We start from the raw sequence: 16,533 nt of genomic DNA on the forward strand, positions 1-16,533 counted from the left end.
CGGCGGTAGCCAACCAATGGTGTCCCCGGGCGCGACACCGCCGGAGATCGGTCGGCCCGGCTGAACCGATCATGCGAAAATATTACGTATGAATACGGAGCCGGCGCCGAAGTGGCGGAGACTGGAACCGGACGAGCGCAGAGAACAGATCTACGCCTGCGCGGCGCGCCTGTTCGGCGAACGGCCCTACTCGGCGGTGTCCACTTCGGACATCGCCGCGGCCGCCGGGGTCGCGCGGGGGTTGATCAACCACTACTTCGGCACGAAACGCGAGCTGTACCTGGAAATCGTGCGGCGCGCGCTGACCGTGCCGCGGCTCGCGATCGAGATCCTGCCCGACGGGCCGCTCGAGCTGCGCGCGGACGTGGCCATCGACTGGTTCCTCGACATGGTGCGCTCGCAGGAGAAGACGTGGCTCGCCGCGATCGCGCCCGAGGGCATCGGGCGCGACGCGGAGGTCGACCGCATCCTCGAAGAGGCCGACCGCGAATCGGCCGACCGCGTGCTGGAGGCCGTCGGCCTTTCGCGCGACAGCGAGCACGGTGAGGAGCTGAACGCGGCCGTGCGCGCGTTCGCCGGCATGGTGAAGGCGGCGGGACGGGAGTGGCTCGTGCGGGGTTCGCTGAGCCGGGACCAGGTGCACACGCTGCTGAGCAAATCGCTCGTCACGCTCATCGGTGAGGTGTTCCCGCTGATCCAGGGCGAAGTTCCCGGGGAATGACGGAACCCCCGGCACCACGAGGGGGGAGGAAAGTGCCGGGGGCCCCGGCCGGAAGCCTCACGACCCCCGGCTCCTTGCCACGTTACCCCTGGTCGACGTGGGTTCGCTGTCAGTTTCCCCCGGATTTCACCGGGGTGGTCACACGTTCGGCCCACGCCGGAAGGCTGCTGCCACCCGATCAACCCCGCGGGTCGGCCTCGAGCTCGGCCAGGCGGTGCGCCAGCCCGTCCACGCAGCGGCGCACCGCGTAGTCGTACAGGCGGGCGTACCAGCCGGCCGCCAGCTCCGGGTCGGCCATCAGCTCCCGCATCGCGCGGCCCTGCGCGGCCATGCCGGGCAGGTCGGCACGGTCGTGATAGGTCGCGTACTCCTCGGTGTTGTCCAGGCGCAACGCGAGCGTGCTGTCGCGGTCGTCCTCCATCGCGACGAACTGGCAGGCCGTGGCGACGAGCACGTTGTAGGCCAGCACGCTCTCCTCGCCGAAGCCGGCGGCGAGCAGCACGCCGATCCCGCGGTCGATCGTGCGGATGGCGGCCGACACCGACGGCCCGAACAGCACCAGCCGCCGCGCCGTGCCGGGGTGCGCTCGCAGCACCGTGCGCAACTCGGCCAGCAGTTCGGCGAACCAGTCCTGCCACGGCAGGTCTTCGTCGGGCAGGCTCAGCAGGCCGACGACGCGATCGAGCACCTCGGCCACGACCGCGTCCCGGTCGCCGACGTGGTGGTAGATCACCGCGGGGTAGGCGTCCACGGCCGCCGCGAGCTGGCGCAACGTCCAGTTGTCGAGGCCGCGCTCGGCGGTCAGCGCGACCGCCGCGTCGACCACCTTCTCGGCGGTGACGGCCGGCAGTCCCGCTGCCGCGCGCGAGCGCGGACGGTTCCCGGCCCGCGAGGACGAAGACGGCATGCGATGTACCGTATCCGGATAACGACGGCGCGTGCCAGGATTCGGGGATCTAGGGCAGGATCAGGGCATGCCCCGTGCCCTGGCCAACGGCCTCGAACTCGAGTACGACACTTTCGGCGACGCCGCGAACCCGCCACTGGTGCTCGTGATGGGCCTCGGCGCCCAGATGGTGACGTGGGAGACCGGGTTCTGCGAGCTGATCGCGAGCCAGGGATTCTTCGTCGTCCGCTTCGACAACCGCGACATCGGCCTGTCGGCCTACCTCGACGAACTCGGCGCGCCCGACCTGGCGGGGATCTCGGCCGGGCAGGCCTCGGCGCCGTACCTGCTCTCGGACCTCGCCGACGACACCGTCGGCCTGTTCGACGCGCTCGGCTTCGCGAAGGCCCACGTGGTGGGCGCGTCGATGGGCGGGATGGTCGTGCAGCAGCTCGCCATCGACCACCCGGACCGGCTGCTGAGCCTCACGTCGATCATGTCCACGACCGGCGACCCGACCGTCGGGCACACCTCGCCCGCCGCGCTGGCCACACTGACGCGCCCGCCCGCGGCGACGCGCGAGGAGGCCATCGAGCAGAGCATCGCCTCCTACCGCACCACCGGCTCGCCTGGTTACCCCGCGACCGACGACTACCTGCGGTTCAAGGCGGCGCGGGGCTACGACCGCGCGCAGCACCCGATGGGCACGCTGCGCCAGGCCGCGGCAGTTGTCGCGTCGGGCGACCGCACGGAGGCGCTGCGCTCGCTGCGGCTGCCGACAGTGGTCGTGCACGGTGACTCCGACCCGATGATCGACGTGAGCGGCGGCAAGGCCACCGCCGCCGCGATCCCCGACGCCGAGCTGGTGGTCATCCCCGGCATGGGCCACGACCTGCCCGAACCGCTGTGGCCGGAAATCGTGGGCGCGATCGTGCGGGCCACGAGCCGCAGTTACTAATCGGGCCAAAAGTAGGCCGGCCCCCACGCGGTACGTAACCGTTGCTACGAAGCCATTCGGCCGTGACTGTGGTCGGGTTGGTAACGATCGGCACAGTTAAGGAGACGTCAAGAACACCGCTCGGGCTGTAGGGAAAGCGTCCGCGCCTCTCGTGCGGTGCGGGTGGGCGCGCTGAGCTGGACCCATGGGCATCACCGGTGGTTTCGGTTTCCCGCTCGGCTGCGCGGCCGTGGTGGCCGCCGCGATCGGGGCGGACATCGCGGGGGCGACCGCGCACCCGCTCTACGCGCTGGTGCCGCTGGCGCTCGTCGTGGTCGCCGCCGCTGCGACCACGGCCCCGGCCGCGGCGGCGGGGATCGCCGTCGTGGCCTGGGCCGTCGACTCCGGCTTCATCCTCGGCCGCGAAGGCCACCTCCTCTTCGACACCGCGAGCGGCCGCGCCGCCCTCGTGCTCGGCGCGGTGCTCGTCGTGGGCTTGCTGTCTCGGCTCGTGGTGACGGCGGCGGTCCGCGCCCGCCGCCGCGTTCACCCCCGGCCGCACCGGTTCGTGGCGTCCGTCCCCTCGCCGCGAACCGCAGGACAGCGGCGGACCGATCACGCAGCCTCCGCTTGATCGGTCCGGCCGGTACCCCGTCCGGAGCGGCCAACCCATCGTCGTTGGCCGTTCCCGGACGGGGTACCGGCGCGTCCGCGGCTGGTCGAGCGTGGTTGGCTGTGGGGGTGTGAGCGTGTCCCTGTGTGTCGAAATCGACTCGCGTCGGGCTCCCGGCGGTGCCAGGCTGGGACGGTCACACGTCGTCACCTTCGGAGGTAAGCATGAGTGATCCGCAACCGTCGCCCAGCGGCGAGGAGGACGACGTCAAGCGCAAGTTTCGCGAGGCGCTGGAGCGCAAGCAGGCCCACGCCCGCTCCGGCTCCGCCCACGAATCCGGCGGCGGCAAGAACCAGCACGCCCACGGGCCCGCCGCGAACAAGCGCACGTTCCGCCGCAAGAGCGGCTGAGCGTCACCCACCGGCGAAGGCCCTCTCACCGCGGTGAGAGGGCCTTTCTCATGCCTCCAGCAGCCGGGCCAGCCGCGCGGTGTCGCGCAGGTACTGCTCGTACGGGAAACCGGCTTCGAGCAACGCCGTGCGCAGCTCGTCGTAGAGCGGTTTCCCGTTGTCGTGGAAGGCTTTCGCGCCAACCTCGGTGATCGTCACGAGCCGGCGCCGGGCGTGTTCGGGGTCCTGGCGCACCTGTACGAGCCCGGCCGTCTCCAGCGGGCGTAGCGCCCGGCTGATCGCCGGGTCCGACACCGAGAGCGCCTGCGCCAGCTGGTGCTGGGTCACCGGCTGGATGTCCTCCAGTGTGCCCAGCAGCCGCATCTGGCTGTAGCTCAGGCCCCCGGCACCACCGGAACTGTCAGCACGCCGGCGCGCGGCCTCCCCCAGCAGGAACACCACGCGATGCAGCAAGTCAGCGAGATCGTCGTCCACGCCACAAGTCTACCTTGAGTCTTGCAAGGTTAATATTAACCATGCAAGACTCAAGTCATGACCACGATCGAGTACCTCGCCCAGTCCGCCGTTCCCCTGCTCTTCGTCGTGGTGCCGGCCATCGGCGCCTTCGTCCGCACCCTGCACAGCCCCTCCCGCCAAGCCGCACTGGAGACCTGGCAACGATGGTGGGCCATCGGCGCCCTCGGCTGCTCGAGCCTCTGGATGACGCTGGCGTTCCTCGGTGCCCCGGACGTGATGTCCACGGCGATCGGCTTCACCCGGACCCCGTTCGAGTTCGAAATCGCCTTCGCCAACCTCGGGCTCGCGATCATGGGCTTCCGCGCCGCGTCGGCGTCGGCCCGGGAACGCATCACGATCGGCCTCGGTGCCGGGATGTTCCTCTGGGGCGCGGCCGCCGGCCACCTCTACCAGTGGTTCGCCAACGGCGACCACGCACCGGGCAACACCGGCGGCGTCGTGATCACCGACCTGCTCATCCCGGCCGTGCTGATCATCCTCGCCCGCCGCGCGCAGCGACTGTCCACAGCGGAACCGGCCACGCCGGCGCTGGTCTGAAAACCTTCCTACACAAAGAAAATCCTGAACAAATAAAAGCGGGCGCACGGGAACACCGTGCGCCCGCCGTCGTGAAAAACTCAGACCGTGAGGATCGAACGCAGCCGGCCGACGTCGGCCATGCGGCGCTCTGCGAGGCGGTCGGCCGCCGCGGCGGGCGGGACGCCGTCGGCCTTGGCCAGGGCGTACACGGCCTTCGTGGTGTCGAAGATGGCCGTGGTCTTGCGCTGGGCGCGGGCGAAGTCGAAGCCGTGGCGTTCGTCGTCGACCTGGATGACGCCGCCGGCGTTGACCAGGTAGTCGGGCGCGAAGAGGATGCCGCGGTCGTCGAGGAGCTTGTCGACGCCCGGGTGGGCGAGCTGGTTGTTCGCGGCACCGCACACGATGCGGGCTTGCAGCGCGGCCACCCTCTCGTCCGTGAGCACGCCACCGAGAGCGCACGGGGCGAAGACGTCGAGGTCCGTGCGGATCAGGGTGTCCACATCGGACACGACCTCGACGCCCGGGTACGCGGCGCGCGTGCGCTCCAGCGCGGGCGCCGACACGTCGGTGATCACGACCTGCGCGCCGGCTTCGACGAGGTGGCCCACCAGGATGTGCCCGACCTTGCCGACCCCGGCGACGCCGACGCGGCGGCCGGCCAGCTCGGGCACGCCCCACACGTGGTCGGCCGAAGCGCGCATGCCCTGGTAGACGCCGTACGCGGTGAGCACCGAGGAGTCGCCCGCACCGCCGTCTTCGGGTGAGCGGCCGGTGACGAACTTGGTCTCGCGGGCCACCACGTCCATGTCGTGCACGTACGTGCCCACGTCGCAGGCCGTGATGTAGCGGCCGCCGAGGGACTGCACGAAGCGGCCGTATGCACGCAGCAGCGCTTCGGACTTCATCGTGGCCGGGTCGCCGAGGATCACGGCCTTGCCGCCGCCGAGGTCGAGTCCGGCCAGCGCGTTCTTGTACGCCATCCCCTTGGAGAGCGCGAGCACGTCGTCGAGCGCGTCGTCCTCGGTGGCGTAGGGGTAGAAGCGAGTGCCGCCGAGCGCCGGGCCCAGTGCGGTGGAGTAAATGCCGATGATGGCTTTGAGGCCGCTGGCCTCGTCGTGGCAGTACACGACTTGTTCATGGCCGCTGTGCCGGCCGAACACTCCTTCGGTCACGGTGGTGACTCCCTTGTCTGACCGCTCGCGGTTCGTGGCCGCGCGCTCCGGAAGGTGGTGTGCCGGACGGAGGTCGTCCACCCCGCACACCGCCAACCTAGAGCCATCCGCGCGAACCGACCACCGCAGGTCGTCGATCAGCCGGCGACGACCTTCCCGAGTGTCGCCATCGCTGCTTCCAGCTGGGCATCCGACAGGTACGGCGCCGGGCCGAACCGCAGGTAGGAGCCCCTGCTGTCGGTCCGGACGCCGTGCTCGGCCAGCGCGTTCTGCAGGTCGCCGGCCGAGGGGCTGCGCAGCGACAGGAACCCGCCGATCATCCCCGGCGGCGTCTCGCGGTCCCTCGACACCACGTCGGCGGGCAGGCCGAGGTCGTCGAAGCACTGCGCGAGCAGGCCGACCTGGTGCTGCGACACCGTGCGCAGGAACTCCGGCGTCAGGCCGTGCTCGGCGAAGAACCGCTGCACGCGCACGCCGCGGTAGTGGCTCGACGGGTCGTAGGTAGCGCCGGCGAAGCGGTCGCCGCCGGTGGCGTAGGCGACGCGGTCCGGGCGCTGCCGGTCGGCGAGCGCGCCGAACTCCGCGTACCAGCCGGTGACGACCGGGCGCAGCTCCTGCGCGTGGGCCGGCAGGCGCAGGAAGCAGTTGCCCTCGCCGAGCTGGAGGTACTTGTAGCCGCCGCCGACCACCCACGCGTTGGTGAGTCCCAGGTCGTGCAGCGAGAACGGCACGACGCCCAAGGCGTGGTAGGCGTCCACGACCAGTTCGACATTGCCGGCGCGGCAAACGTCGGCCAGGTGCGCGAGCCCGGGCACGAGCCGCGCGGTCTCGAACAACACGGCGGACACGAGCACGGCCGCCGTGTTCTCGTCGACCTCCGCGGCCACGCGTTCGGCCAGCGTCGGCACGGGGTCCACGGGCACCCGCACGACTTCGACGCCCTCTTCCTCCAGCCGTGCGAGCTGGCGGCGCAGGGTGTGGAACTCGCCGCCGGTGGTGACCAGGCGCGGGCGGGACCGCAGCTCGATCGCCGAGAGGAACCGGATCACGAGCTCGTGGGTGTTGGCGCCCAGGGCGTACTCGCCGTGCTGGTCGGACAGCAGCGCGCGGAAGCCGGCGCGCAGCTCGTCGGCCTTGGCGAACGCGGCGGTCCACTTCTCGTCGACGTCGCGGGCCGCGTCGGCGAACGCCTCGGCCAGACCTTCCTCCGCGACGTCGGGCCAGGCCTGGTGCGAGTGCGCCGAGAGCAGCAACCGGTCGGCCACTCGGAAGCGCGAGTAGTGCGGCGCGAGCGCGTTGTCGTCCGCGCGCAGAGAATCCAGCGTCGTCACAACTTGCTCCGCACGGCCCACAGGTCCGGGAACATCGGCTGGAAGAGGGTGGTCCGCAGGTACGTCGCGCCCGACGACCCGCCCGTCCCGGTCTTGTCGCCGATGGTCCGCTCGACCATCTTCACGTGCCGGTAGCGCCACTCCTGCATCCCTTCGTCGAGGTCGACGAGGCACTCCGCGACCACCGAGGCGCCGCCGTCGTCCTGGTAGACCTTCAGCAGTACCGCCTGCAGTTCCGCCGACGGTGCCACCGGCCGGGTGACGTCTCGATCACGGTCCACGGCATAACCGCTGTTCGCGAGGTATTTGAGGAACGAGTCGAAGACCGATGGCCGGGCCATCGCGGCGGCGATTCGGGCGCGCTGCTCGCCGCCTTCCGGGTAGTGCGCGAACACCCGTTCGTCGCGGCGGCCGAGTACCGCCTCCAGCTCGCGGAACTGGGCCGACTGGAAGCCGCTGGACGCGTCGAGGCGCGCGCGGAAGCTCGTGAACTGGCTGGGCGTCATGGTCTCCAGCACGTCGAGCTGCGCGACGATCACCTTCAGCACCGTAAGGATCCGCCGCAGCGTGCGGATCGCGTGCGCGGTGTTGCCGGCTTCGAGGTTGGCCTGGAGGAACTCCGCCTCGTGCAGGATCTGCTTGAACCACAGCTCGTACACCTGGTGGATCACGATGAACAGCAGCTCGTCGTGCTCGTCGGAACGCGGGCGCTGGGCCTGGAGCACCTCGTCGAGCGCGAGGTACGACGTGTAGCTCAGCGCGGCCTGCGTGTCGTCGGTCTGGGTCATGGGTTCCTCACCTCGTCGAAATCACTGGTCCGCACGGCACGATCGAAGTGCCGTTGCGCCGCGGGCGCCAGCGCGGCGTACAGGTCGTGGAAGAGCTCGACGGCCGCCGCGCGCCGGCCGGGCGCGGGAATCAGCTCGCCGGGCAGCTCGGGATCGAGCGACGGGAACACGCGGAACTCGTGCACCAGTCTCGTTCGCACCGTAAACGCTTGCGCGTCGGGCAGATCGTGCGGGCTGCCACCGAACTCGGTCACGAACGCGTCATAGCGGGCCGACAGCTCGTCGAGGTCCCAGGCCCGCCCGGCGAACCGGCGGACGTCCAGCGCCGCCGACGGGGTGCCCAGCATCAGGCCGGCGTGCTCGGTCACGCCGAGCTCGGCGAGCAGGCCCAGCACCTCGGCCTCGCGGTCGTGGGGCGCGATCCACGTGCCGTCCTGCATCGGGCCGAAGCCGAGGAACCGCAAGCGCCGCACGAGCGTCTCGCGGGCCTGGCGGCGGGTCTCGGGGATGTTCTGCCACAGCACCGTCCACGGGCCGGCGGGCCGGTCGCGGCGGCCGAGGCTGAAGATGCGCCGGTCGCCGTCGGCCAGGACCGCGATGGTGCGGCTCGTGAGCGAGTAGTGCACCAGCCGGCCTTCGCGGTGGCGCGCCAGCAGGTCGCGGTTGACCAGCCGGGTGAGCGCGATGCGGGCGGCGCCGTCGGAGAAGCCCAGCTCGGTGAGCAGCGACACGAGGCCGCCCGACCACACGCGCCGGCTCTCGCGCGGCCGCACGTAGCTGCCGAGCAGCGTGATCACCAGCTCCTGCGGTCCGGTGGGCGATGGTTCGGGCACGGCATGACTCTATACACCCCAGTCCGCTGCGGTGTAGCTTTCGAGCGAGCAGGTTGTCAGGAGGCTGGATGAAACGGCTGGTGGTCGTCACTGGCGGCACTCGCGGCATCGGCGCGGCGATCGCGGAACGGTTTACGGCGGCGGGTGACACAGTGCACGCGCCGGGCAGACGTGAGTGCGATGTGACCGACGAGCAGGCCGTGCGCTCGTACTTCGCCGATTTGGGCCCGGTCGACGTGCTCGTGAACAACGCCGGGATCTCGTCGAGCGCTCCCACCGCGAAGACTTCGCTGGAGGACTGGCGAGCGCAGTTCGAAGTCAACGCCACCGGCGCGTTCCTGTGCACCCGCGAAGTGCTGCCGGGGATGCGCGCGCGTGACCGCGGCCGGATCGTCACGGTGGCCTCGACCGCCGGGCACGTCGGTTACCGTTACACCACGGGCTATACGGCCTCGAAGCACGCCGCGGTGGGGCTGATGCGCGCGGTCGCCGCGGAGATCACCGGGACCGGGGTGACGGCCAACGCGGTGTGCCCGGCGTTCGTGCGCACCGACATGACGGCCGACTCGGTCGCCCGCATCCGCGAACGCACCGGCCGCGACGAAGCCGACGCCGAAGCGGCTTTGGCGGCCGCGTCGCCGTTGGGGCGGTTGCTCGAACCCTCGGAGGTCGCCTTCGCGGTGGCGTTCTTCGCCGCCGAGGAAGCGGCCGCGATCAATGGACAGACCCTCGTACTCGATGGTGGAGGAATTCAGAAATGAGCCCGTTCCGTGCGACTGCCCCGATCACGAAGTCGTGGGACCACTTCGAGTTCACCGTGGACGACGGCGTGGCCACGTTGACGTTCAACCGCCCGGAGAAGCTGAACGCGCTGACGTTTGACGTGTATGCGGATTTGCGGGACCTGGTCACGGAGCTGCCCCACCGCGGCGACGTGAAGGTGCTCGTGATCACCGGCCAGGGACGGGGCTTCTGCTCGGGCGGGGATGTCGAGGAGATCATCGGCGAACTCCAGAAGATGGAGACCGCGGAGCTGCTCGAGTTCACGCGCATGACCGGCGCGGTCGTGAAGGCGTTGCGGGAGACTCCCATTCCGGTCATCGCCGCCGTCAACGGCGTGGCGGCCGGTGCCGGGTCGGTCATCGCGTTGGCGTCGGACTTCCGCGTGCTGGCGAAGTCGGCGAAGTTCGCGTTCCTGTTCACGAAGGTCGGCTTGGCCGGCGCGGACATGGGCTCGGCCTACCTGCTGCCCCGTCTGGTGGGCCTCGGCCGAGCCACGGAACTGCTGATGCTGGGCGACAAGCTGGAGTCGGCCCGGGCCGAGGCGATCGGGCTGGCGACGTCGGTCGTGGAGGACTCCGAGCTGGCGTCGACGGCCGCTGCGCTGGCCCGCCGCCTCGCTGACGGGCCCGCGTTGGCGTATTCGACTACGAAGGTCCTGCTGACCCGTGAGCTGGACATGGACCTGGGGTCGTCGATCGAACTCGAGGCGATGACGCAGGCGTTGCTGATGACGGCTCACGACCACAAGGAGTTCTACGCCGCTTGGTCGGCGGGGCGTAGTCCACAGTGGACTGGTCGGTGACCGGCGGCTTGGCGGCGGCTATTCCGTCGCCAAGGTGACGCTGCCCAGGCCGGGAATGTCGGCCGCGAGACTTTCGCCGCCAGTGAACGGCGTCGGCGCGCACAGGGTGCCGGTGAGGATGAGCGCGCCCGCCGGGATTTCGTCGCCCGTCGTGGCGAGGTGGTTGGCGAGCCAGGCGATGGCGGCGGCGGGGTTGCCGTTCAGCACCGCGGTGGAGGCGCCCGGAACGACGCGGTCGCCGATGGTGAGGGTGCAGGTGATGGCCGAAAGGTCTTGCGGCACCGGGACCTGGGCGCCGAGCAGGGCATAGGCGGCGTTGGTGTTGTCGGCGGCGAGCATGGGCAGCGTGGTGGGGCCGCCGGACCAGCGGGAGTCGACGATTTCGAAGGCGGGGGCGATCGCGGCCGTCGCGGCGAGGACGTCCTCGGCGGTGGTGTCGGGGCCGGAAAGCGGGCGGCCGAGGATGAAGGCGATTTCGACTTCGGCGCGAGGGGCGAACAGGTCCGCGGTCGACAAGGGTTGTCCGGGGTCCAGCACGGTGGAAGCCAGGACGTAGCCAAGGGCGGGCTCGGCGGCGCTGTAGGTGGCGCGGGCCGGCTCGGACGTGAGGCCGATTTTGTAGCCCGCGAGGCGGTCGCCGGCGGCCAGGGCCAGGTCGCGGGTCGATCGGGAGACGCGGTAGGCGTCCGCGAGATCGGCCAGGGGTTCGGGGGCGACGGCGGGGCCGCCGTGGGTGGCCTTGTGCAGGCGCCCGGCCAGGTCGTCGTCCGCCACCGTGTGCTCCTCAGGGGTCCGGGATGGGTCCCGGTCATCTGATCACACCTCGGTGTGCGCGATGGCATTGCCCTCCAGCGAACCGAACCACAGGCGACCGGCGTGCTCGCGGACGCCGACGAGCATGTGGAAGCCCGGGATCTCGCCCCACCGCTCGTGCTCCACAGCGCCGTCGGCGGCGATGCCGAGCACACCGACCTTGCGTTTCGGGGCGGGTTGCAGCGCAGCCGGCAGCGAGCGCACGGCGGCGCGCAACGAGGCGGGCAGGCTGCGGACGGCGTCGAGGGCGGGCACGCGTACGGAGGCCTGCGTGACCCAGATCAAGCCGTCGCTGCCGGTGGCGATGTTGTCGGGGAAGCCGGGCAAGTCCGCCACGAGGGTGTCGCGCTGGCCCTGGCGGGTGCCGTGGAGCCAGAAGCGGGTGACGCGGAACTCGCCGGTTTCGGCGACGGCCACGAAGGATTCGTCCGGGGGCAGGGCGACGCCGTTGGCGAACTGGAGGCCGTCGGCGATCAGATCGATGCTGCCGTCCGGGGCGCGGCGCAGAAGACGGCCACCGGCGGTCTGTTCGATGAGGTCGTCGCGCCAGCGGTCGATGCCGAAGCGGCGCGAGGAGTCGGTGAAGTAGATCGTGCCGTCGGTGGCGACGGCGGCGTTGTTGCAGAACACCAGGTCGAGGCCGGCGGCGGAGGTCGCGAGCGTGCGCACCGCTCCCCCGGCCAGCGGCATCGTGAGCAGGCCTGCGCGGGCGTCGCAGATGAGCAGGTCGTCGCCGTAGAGCTCCAGGCCCAGCGGACGGCCGCCGGTGTCGCCGAGGACGTCGATGCGACGGCCGTCGGGAGCGACGCGCAGGATGCGGCCGTCGTCGACGCCGGTGTAGACCCGGCCCTCGGCGTCCACCACCACGTCTTCGGGTGCGTGCCCGTTGACCGGGACCACCGTGACGTCACCGAAGTCCATCACGAACCTCCTACCGGTAGGTGAGCAGCTGCGCCGCCTCCGCTTCGAAGTGCGGGTGTTCGTTGAACGTCAACAGGTTCACGCCGCCGCGGCCCGAGGTGAGCTTGGTGATGCCGGTGTTCACGGTGACGCGGTTGAACTTCAGCAAGCCGACCTCGGGCACGCCCAGCACCGCGCCCGCGATCGTGCCGATCACGCCCCCGGAGGTGAACACCAGCGCGTGCTCGCCCTTGCCGAGTGACTCGACGAGGTCGGTCAGCCCGGCCGTGCAGCGTTCGAGGAACGCCGGCCACGTCTCGGCGCACGGCCCGTCGGCGCCCGCCGCCACCCACGCACCGAGCGCGGCGTCGAGCAGGCCCTGGTACGCGCGGGAATCCTCCTGCGGGGCGCCGCCGGCGTGGTGGCGCGAAATGTCCACGTGGTCGTATTCGTTCCACCGCGGGTCCTCGACCACGGGCACGTCCGAGCCGAGCGTCTTCAGCGCCGTCGCCGCCGTGTCGCGCTGGCGGGCGAGCGAGCCGGAGCGCACCTGCGCGAACTCGACGCCGCGGCGCGCGAGCTCACGACCGACCACAGTGGACTGTTCGAAGCCGCGCTCGGACAGCGCGTCGTAGTCGGCCGCGCCGAACGAGGCCTGACCGTGACGGACGAGGTAGATCGCACCCAACGCATTTGCTCCTTTTGGCTCGTCAGGAGAACTTGGCCAGCAATCCGGCGGGCAGCACGCGCATGACCGCACTGAGCGGCACCCACGGCCACGAAGGAACGTACGCCATTTTCGGCTCCGCCTCGATCGCCTTGGCCATCGCGCGGGCCCCCGCCTCGGCGCCGGTCAGCAACGGCGTGGTGCCGCTGCGGTCGGTCATTTCGGACGCGATGTAGCCGGGGCGGATCTCGGTGACGCTGATGTCCGTGCGGCGCAGCTCGACCCGCGTGCCCGCCACGAACGCGGAAATCCCGGCCTTCGAAGCGGCGTACGCGGTGAGGTTCTTGGGCAGGCCGCGGATCGCGCTGAACGACGAGACCACGGCGAGGTGCCCTTCGCGCTGCTCGCGGAAGATGCCGACGGCGGCCTCGATCTGCGCGGCCGCGGCGACGAAGTTGGTCTCCAGCGTCTGGCGGTTGGCGTCGAAGCGGCCCTTGCCCACGGGCTGGCCCTTGCCGAGCCCGGCGTTCACGATCACACGGTCGAGCGAGCCGAGCTCGCCGCGGAACTCTTCGAAGACGGTGAACACGCGTTCGTGGTCGTTCACGTCGAGCGGGCGGGTGACGACCGTGATCCCGGGGAAAGCGGCTTTGAGTTCGGCCGCGAGCTCGTCGAGGCGGTCGGTACGCCGCGCGCAGAGGGCGAGGTTGCGGCCGCGCGCCGCGAACTGGCGCGCCATGCCTTCGCCCAGCCCCGAACTGGCGCCGGTGATCAGGATGTTCTTCCGCAGGACCATGGGCCGGATCCTACCGGTTGGTAACCACCGTGCCGCGGCCCTTGACCGGTGGCCCGGCGCTGGGGGCATCGCCGGGCCACCGGTACCGGGTACGGCCGCCGGCCGTGCGCGGGGCGCGGACCGCGGGCCGGGGCCGAAGTAGCTGCGCCGCAACCGGGATCGCCGGTGCGGGGCTCGATGGCCATACAAACGCGACCCCGCAGGTCAGGGCAATGGTTCACAGTTGCCAGTACTAGCCCGTTCGCCCCAGTGGTGACGCGGAGTGCCTGGTCGGCTGCTGATACGGTCTGGAGTGTCGGTTCGGACACTGTGGGTTTTCGGACACTCCGTTTGGAGGACCACGGGTTTTCGGACACGGGTTTTCACGGGTTTTCACCACGAACCGGTGCGGTGCGAGACCACGGGCGGGGGCATGGCTGGTGGAACTGCGGACGAGTCCGGGGCCGACGGCGCCCGGACCGCGTTCGCGAGCGCGCTGCGCGCGGCGATCACCGCCAGCGGCCTGTCGCTCGACCGGATCCAGGCGCGGCTGCGCGCCCGCGGCGCGGCCGTCAGCGTCACGGCGCTGAGCTACTGGCAGTCGGGCAAACGCCAACCCGAACGCTCGGGTTCGCTGTCCGCGGTGCGCCTGCTGGAGGAGATCCTCGACGTCCCGGCCGGCTCGTTGCTGGGCCTGCTGCCGCCGCCCCGCCCCCGCGGCGCGACCCGCCGCGACCGCGTCGGCGAAGAGCCGTTGACGTTCACGCGCGAGACGCTGCAACCGCTGCTGGACCGCGTCGGCGCGTCGAACATGCTCGACCAGCAGCAGCACCTCAAGCTCGTCGGCCTGCACGACCGCTGCGAGATCGCCGCGGACGGCGGCCAGCAGGCCGTCACGTCCCGCGCCGTCTTCCAGGCCGGCGCCGACGGCCTCGACCGCTGGCTGCTCGTCTACGCCCAGGACGACGCCGCGTCCGTGCCGCAGGTCCACGCCGTGCGCAACTGTCGCGTCGGCCGCTTCGAGGCGGATTCCTCGCACGGGATCCTGGTGGCGGAACTGCTCTTCGACCGCCCGCTGGACCGCGGCGAGACGAACCTGATCGAGTACTCGCTGACCAACGCGGGCCCGCCCTACCCGCAATGCCGCGCCACGCACTACCGCGAGTTCCGCCGCCCCGTGCGCGAATACCTGCTGGAAATCCGCTTCGCCCCGGAAGCCGAGCCCGCGCGTTGCTGGCAGTACTCCCGCGGCGGCGACACCACCCCGTCCCGCCGCCGCCTCCGCCTCGACTCGGCCCACGGCGTGCACGCCGTGGCGCTCGACTTCGGGCCGGGGATCTTCGGCATCGGGTGGGAGTGAGTCAGCTCAGCTTGGAGCGCAACACCTTCCCGGTCGCATTGCGCGGAAGCTCGTCCAGGAACTCGACGTCGCGGGGCACCTTGTAGCGGGCGAGGTTCGACTTCACGTAGTCGCGCACCCCGTCGGCGTCGAGGGTGGAGTTCTCGCTGCGCACCACGAACGCCTTGAGCCGCTGGCCGAACTTGTCGTCCTCGACGCCGATCACGGCGGCCTCGATCACGTCTTCCCGCTCCACCAGGAGGTTCTCCACCTCCACCGGGAACACGTTCTCGCCGCCGGAGACGATCATCTCGTCGTCGCGGCCGTCGATGAAGAGCAGGCCGTCGTCGTCGAAGTGGCCGACGTCGCCGCTGGAGAGCAGGCCGTCGATGATCTCCTTGTGGCGGCCGTCGGTGTAGCCGCCGAAGCTGAGTCCGCTGCCGACGAAGACGCGGCCCGTCACGTTCGGCTCGGTGATCTGGCGGCCGTGCTCGTCGTACAGCGCGACGCGGCAACCCACGGGGGCGCGCCCGACGGTGCCCGGCGCCTTGCGCCAGTCTTCCGGCGTGGCGACTGTCGCGACGGCGACTTCCGTTGAGCCGTAAAGGTTGTGCACGACGTCGCCGAACTGCTCGTTGGCCCGGTTGCCCAGATCCGGCGACAGCGCGGAGCCCGCGACGAAGATGATCCGCAGGCACGAGGTGTCGTACCGGTCGCGCACCTCCTGCGGCAGGTCGACGATGCGCTGCAGCATCGTCGGCACCAGCACGAGCGTCGTGCAGCGGTGCTCTGCGACACCTTTCAAAGTCTGCTCCGGGTCGAACTTGCGCCGCATCACCACCTTGCAGCCCAGCGCGAAGCTCAGGATGAACTGCGAAAGCCCGGTGCCGTGAAAAAGCGGCGCGCCCATGTACGTGGCTTCGCCCGCGCGCAGCGGGATGCGGTCGAGGAACTGCGCGGACGCAAGCGGCGACGTGTGCGGCCGCGGCGCGCCCTTGGGCGTGCCGGTGGTGCCGCTGGTGAGCAGCACGAACCCGCCGGGCTTGGCGGGCGCGGGCAGCGGGCGGTCGTCGGTGCTGGCGATGATCTCGTCGAGCACGGGCACGGAGTGATCGCCCGGCTCGTCGACCCACGCGAGGTAGCGCTCGACGTCACCGGGGATCGCGTCGAGCAGGCCGGTGAACTCCTGGTCGTACACGAGCGCGGTGACGCGTTCGCGCTTCGCGACGTCGGCCAGCTGCGGCTTCGCGAAGCCGGTGTTCATCAGCAGCAGGCGCGCGCCGAGCTTGCCGGCGGCGGCCATGGTGAGCACGAGGCCGCGGTGGTCGCGACACAGCGCGGCGATCACGGTGCCCTCGCCGAGTCCGCGCTCGGACCACGCCCTGGCCAGCGCGTTGGACCGGTCGTCGAGCTGTTTGAACGTGAGCGGGCCGAGCTCGTCGACGATCCCGACGGCCGCGGGGTCGCGGCGCGCGGCGATGTGGTTGGCGCCGGCGAACGGGCCGTACTTCCGGATGGCCACGACCGAGCGCACACCCTCGTCGAGCCGCGGGAACGGCACGAGTCCCGCGCGGCGCATCACGTCGATGCTGCGCACGGTCTCGGCCACCTTGTCCGTGACCTGGCTGGCGAGGCCGAACACCCCGGCCGGGTTCCTCATCCGGGCACCTCCGTTGCTGCTTCGGGGGAAAGCCGCCCGTACCGCCGGTATGGGTGGCTACTCGACAG

The 16,533-nt window shown here is 70.9% G+C and carries 19 protein-coding genes; 8 read left to right on the forward strand and 11 right to left on the reverse strand.

Annotated elements, in window-relative coordinates; translation table 11 throughout:
- Positions 1–88: 88 nt before the first annotated feature.
- Entirely contained in the window at positions 89–721 is a 633-nt protein-coding gene (locus AB0H62_RS36620; RefSeq protein WP_220243078.1) for a TetR/AcrR family transcriptional regulator, read from the forward strand.
- A 178-nt stretch (positions 722–899) separates the two neighbouring features.
- Here AB0H62_RS36620 and AB0H62_RS36625 read toward each other — a convergent pair whose 3' ends face one another.
- On the reverse strand, positions 900–1,628 hold the full coding sequence (locus AB0H62_RS36625; protein WP_220243079.1) for a TetR family transcriptional regulator: 729 nt from the start codon (positions 1,626–1,628) through the stop codon (positions 900–902).
- A 67-nt stretch (positions 1,629–1,695) separates the two neighbouring features.
- Here AB0H62_RS36625 and AB0H62_RS36630 point away from each other — a divergent pair, with 67 nt between their 5' ends.
- From AB0H62_RS36630 to AB0H62_RS36640, 3 genes are all read left to right on the forward strand, one after another.
- Positions 1,696–2,565 carry an alpha/beta hydrolase gene (locus tag AB0H62_RS36630; RefSeq protein WP_360591204.1) on the forward strand — a complete coding sequence of 290 codons (870 nt, stop codon included), beginning with the start codon at positions 1,696–1,698 and terminating at the stop codon, positions 2,563–2,565.
- 184 nt (positions 2,566–2,749) lie between these two features.
- Positions 2,750–3,178, forward strand: a complete 429-nt coding sequence (locus AB0H62_RS36635; RefSeq protein ID WP_220243081.1) for a hypothetical protein — start codon at positions 2,750–2,752, stop codon at positions 3,176–3,178.
- Positions 3,179–3,381: 203 nt separating this feature from the next.
- On the forward strand, positions 3,382–3,567 hold the full coding sequence (locus AB0H62_RS36640; RefSeq protein ID WP_220243082.1) for a DUF5302 domain-containing protein: 186 nt from the start codon (positions 3,382–3,384) through the stop codon (positions 3,565–3,567).
- Between the two features lie 48 nt (positions 3,568–3,615).
- Here AB0H62_RS36640 and AB0H62_RS36645 read toward each other — a convergent pair whose 3' ends face one another.
- Positions 3,616–4,041, reverse strand: a complete 426-nt coding sequence (locus tag AB0H62_RS36645; RefSeq protein ID WP_360591207.1) for a MarR family transcriptional regulator — start codon at positions 4,039–4,041, stop codon at positions 3,616–3,618.
- A gap of 57 nt (positions 4,042–4,098) precedes the next feature.
- On the opposite strand from AB0H62_RS36645, the gene AB0H62_RS36650 reads away from it, so the two are divergent.
- Positions 4,099–4,620: a DUF6790 family protein gene (locus tag AB0H62_RS36650; protein WP_360591209.1), complete on the forward strand. Its 522-nt coding sequence runs from the start codon at positions 4,099–4,101 to the stop codon at positions 4,618–4,620.
- Positions 4,621–4,700: 80 nt separating this feature from the next.
- On the opposite strand, the gene AB0H62_RS36655 is transcribed toward AB0H62_RS36650, so the two are convergent.
- The 4 genes from AB0H62_RS36655 to AB0H62_RS36670 all read right to left on the reverse strand — a co-directional run bounded on the left by AB0H62_RS36655 (position 4,701) and on the right by AB0H62_RS36670 (position 8,726).
- Positions 4,701–5,774, reverse strand: a complete 1,074-nt coding sequence (locus tag AB0H62_RS36655; RefSeq protein WP_220243085.1) for a Glu/Leu/Phe/Val dehydrogenase dimerization domain-containing protein — start codon at positions 5,772–5,774, stop codon at positions 4,701–4,703.
- A gap of 137 nt (positions 5,775–5,911) precedes the next feature.
- Entirely contained in the window at positions 5,912–7,105 is a 1,194-nt protein-coding gene (locus AB0H62_RS36660; RefSeq protein WP_220243086.1) for a kynureninase, read from the reverse strand.
- Positions 7,102–7,893: a tryptophan 2,3-dioxygenase family protein gene (locus AB0H62_RS36665; protein ID WP_360591212.1), complete on the reverse strand. Its 792-nt coding sequence runs from the start codon at positions 7,891–7,893 to the stop codon at positions 7,102–7,104. The genes AB0H62_RS36660 and AB0H62_RS36665 overlap by 4 nt, the downstream gene beginning before the upstream one ends.
- On the reverse strand, positions 7,890–8,726 hold the full coding sequence (locus tag AB0H62_RS36670; protein WP_360591214.1) for a PaaX family transcriptional regulator C-terminal domain-containing protein: 837 nt from the start codon (positions 8,724–8,726) through the stop codon (positions 7,890–7,892). The genes AB0H62_RS36665 and AB0H62_RS36670 overlap by 4 nt, the downstream gene beginning before the upstream one ends.
- Before the next feature lie 68 nt (positions 8,727–8,794).
- Between AB0H62_RS36670 and AB0H62_RS36675 the strand changes: the two genes are divergently transcribed.
- Both AB0H62_RS36675 and AB0H62_RS36680 read left to right on the forward strand, forming a co-directional pair.
- Positions 8,795–9,487 carry an SDR family oxidoreductase gene (locus AB0H62_RS36675; protein WP_360591216.1) on the forward strand — a complete coding sequence of 231 codons (693 nt, stop codon included), beginning with the start codon at positions 8,795–8,797 and terminating at the stop codon, positions 9,485–9,487.
- On the forward strand, positions 9,484–10,311 hold the full coding sequence (locus AB0H62_RS36680) for an enoyl-CoA hydratase family protein (protein WP_360591218.1): 828 nt from the start codon (positions 9,484–9,486) through the stop codon (positions 10,309–10,311). Before AB0H62_RS36675 ends, AB0H62_RS36680 begins: the two co-directional genes overlap by 4 nt.
- Before the next feature lie 18 nt (positions 10,312–10,329).
- On the opposite strand, the gene AB0H62_RS36685 is transcribed toward AB0H62_RS36680, so the two are convergent.
- The 4 genes from AB0H62_RS36685 to AB0H62_RS36700 are packed head-to-tail and all read right to left on the reverse strand — an operon-like array spanning position 10,330 to position 13,487.
- Positions 10,330–11,085 carry a fumarylacetoacetate hydrolase family protein gene (locus AB0H62_RS36685; RefSeq protein WP_360591220.1) on the reverse strand — a complete coding sequence of 252 codons (756 nt, stop codon included), beginning with the start codon at positions 11,083–11,085 and terminating at the stop codon, positions 10,330–10,332.
- 42 nt (positions 11,086–11,127) lie between these two features.
- Complete coding sequence (locus tag AB0H62_RS36690; protein WP_360591222.1) at positions 11,128–12,045, reverse strand: SMP-30/gluconolactonase/LRE family protein; 918 nt, start codon at positions 12,043–12,045, stop codon at positions 11,128–11,130.
- Positions 12,046–12,055: 10 nt separating this feature from the next.
- Complete coding sequence (locus AB0H62_RS36695; protein WP_220243092.1) at positions 12,056–12,712, reverse strand: histidine phosphatase family protein; 657 nt, start codon at positions 12,710–12,712, stop codon at positions 12,056–12,058.
- 22 nt (positions 12,713–12,734) lie between these two features.
- Entirely contained in the window at positions 12,735–13,487 is a 753-nt protein-coding gene (locus AB0H62_RS36700) for an SDR family oxidoreductase (protein ID WP_360591224.1), read from the reverse strand.
- A gap of 412 nt (positions 13,488–13,899) precedes the next feature.
- Between AB0H62_RS36700 and AB0H62_RS36705 the strand changes: the two genes are divergently transcribed.
- Positions 13,900–14,826, forward strand: coding sequence for a hypothetical protein (locus AB0H62_RS36705; RefSeq protein ID WP_220243094.1), 927 nt, complete (start codon positions 13,900–13,902; stop codon positions 14,824–14,826).
- A 1-nt stretch (position 14,827) separates the two neighbouring features.
- Here AB0H62_RS36705 and AB0H62_RS36710 read toward each other — a convergent pair whose 3' ends face one another.
- Positions 14,828–16,465 (reverse strand): acyl-CoA synthetase, encoded by a 1,638-nt coding sequence (locus tag AB0H62_RS36710; RefSeq protein WP_220243095.1) that lies wholly within the window; start codon positions 16,463–16,465, stop codon positions 14,828–14,830.
- Positions 16,466–16,533 lie beyond the last annotated feature (68 nt).

The sequence above is a fragment of the Amycolatopsis sp. NPDC050768 genome (assembly GCF_040654155.1).
Classification (GTDB): Bacteria; Actinomycetota; Actinomycetes; order Mycobacteriales; family Pseudonocardiaceae; genus Amycolatopsis.

Excerpts from the sequence above, each read along its gene's own strand:
- AB0H62_RS36630 (WP_360591204.1), top strand. The coding sequence starts at position 1,696 with ATGCCCCGTGCCCTGGCCAACGGCCTCGAACTCGAGTACGACACTTTC.
- AB0H62_RS36665 (WP_360591212.1), bottom strand. The coding sequence starts at position 7,893 with ATGACCCAGACCGACGACACGCAGGCCGCGCTGAGCTACACGTCGTAC.
- AB0H62_RS36650 (WP_360591209.1), top strand. The coding sequence starts at position 4,099 with ATGACCACGATCGAGTACCTCGCCCAGTCCGCCGTTCCCCTGCTCTTC.
- AB0H62_RS36675 (WP_360591216.1), top strand. The coding sequence starts at position 8,795 with ATGAAACGGCTGGTGGTCGTCACTGGCGGCACTCGCGGCATCGGCGCG.
- AB0H62_RS36635 (WP_220243081.1), top strand. The coding sequence starts at position 2,750 with ATGGGCATCACCGGTGGTTTCGGTTTCCCGCTCGGCTGCGCGGCCGTG.
- AB0H62_RS36625 (WP_220243079.1), bottom strand. The coding sequence starts at position 1,628 with ATGCCGTCTTCGTCCTCGCGGGCCGGGAACCGTCCGCGCTCGCGCGCG.
- AB0H62_RS36705 (WP_220243094.1), top strand. The coding sequence starts at position 13,900 with ATGGCTGGTGGAACTGCGGACGAGTCCGGGGCCGACGGCGCCCGGACC.
- AB0H62_RS36690 (WP_360591222.1), bottom strand. The coding sequence starts at position 12,045 with ATGGACTTCGGTGACGTCACGGTGGTCCCGGTCAACGGGCACGCACCC.
- AB0H62_RS36710 (WP_220243095.1), bottom strand. The coding sequence starts at position 16,465 with ATGAGGAACCCGGCCGGGGTGTTCGGCCTCGCCAGCCAGGTCACGGAC.
- AB0H62_RS36680 (WP_360591218.1), top strand. The coding sequence starts at position 9,484 with ATGAGCCCGTTCCGTGCGACTGCCCCGATCACGAAGTCGTGGGACCAC.
- AB0H62_RS36700 (WP_360591224.1), bottom strand. The coding sequence starts at position 13,487 with ATGGTCCTGCGGAAGAACATCCTGATCACCGGCGCCAGTTCGGGGCTG.
- AB0H62_RS36620 (WP_220243078.1), top strand. The coding sequence starts at position 89 with ATGAATACGGAGCCGGCGCCGAAGTGGCGGAGACTGGAACCGGACGAG.
- AB0H62_RS36640 (WP_220243082.1), top strand. The coding sequence starts at position 3,382 with ATGAGTGATCCGCAACCGTCGCCCAGCGGCGAGGAGGACGACGTCAAG.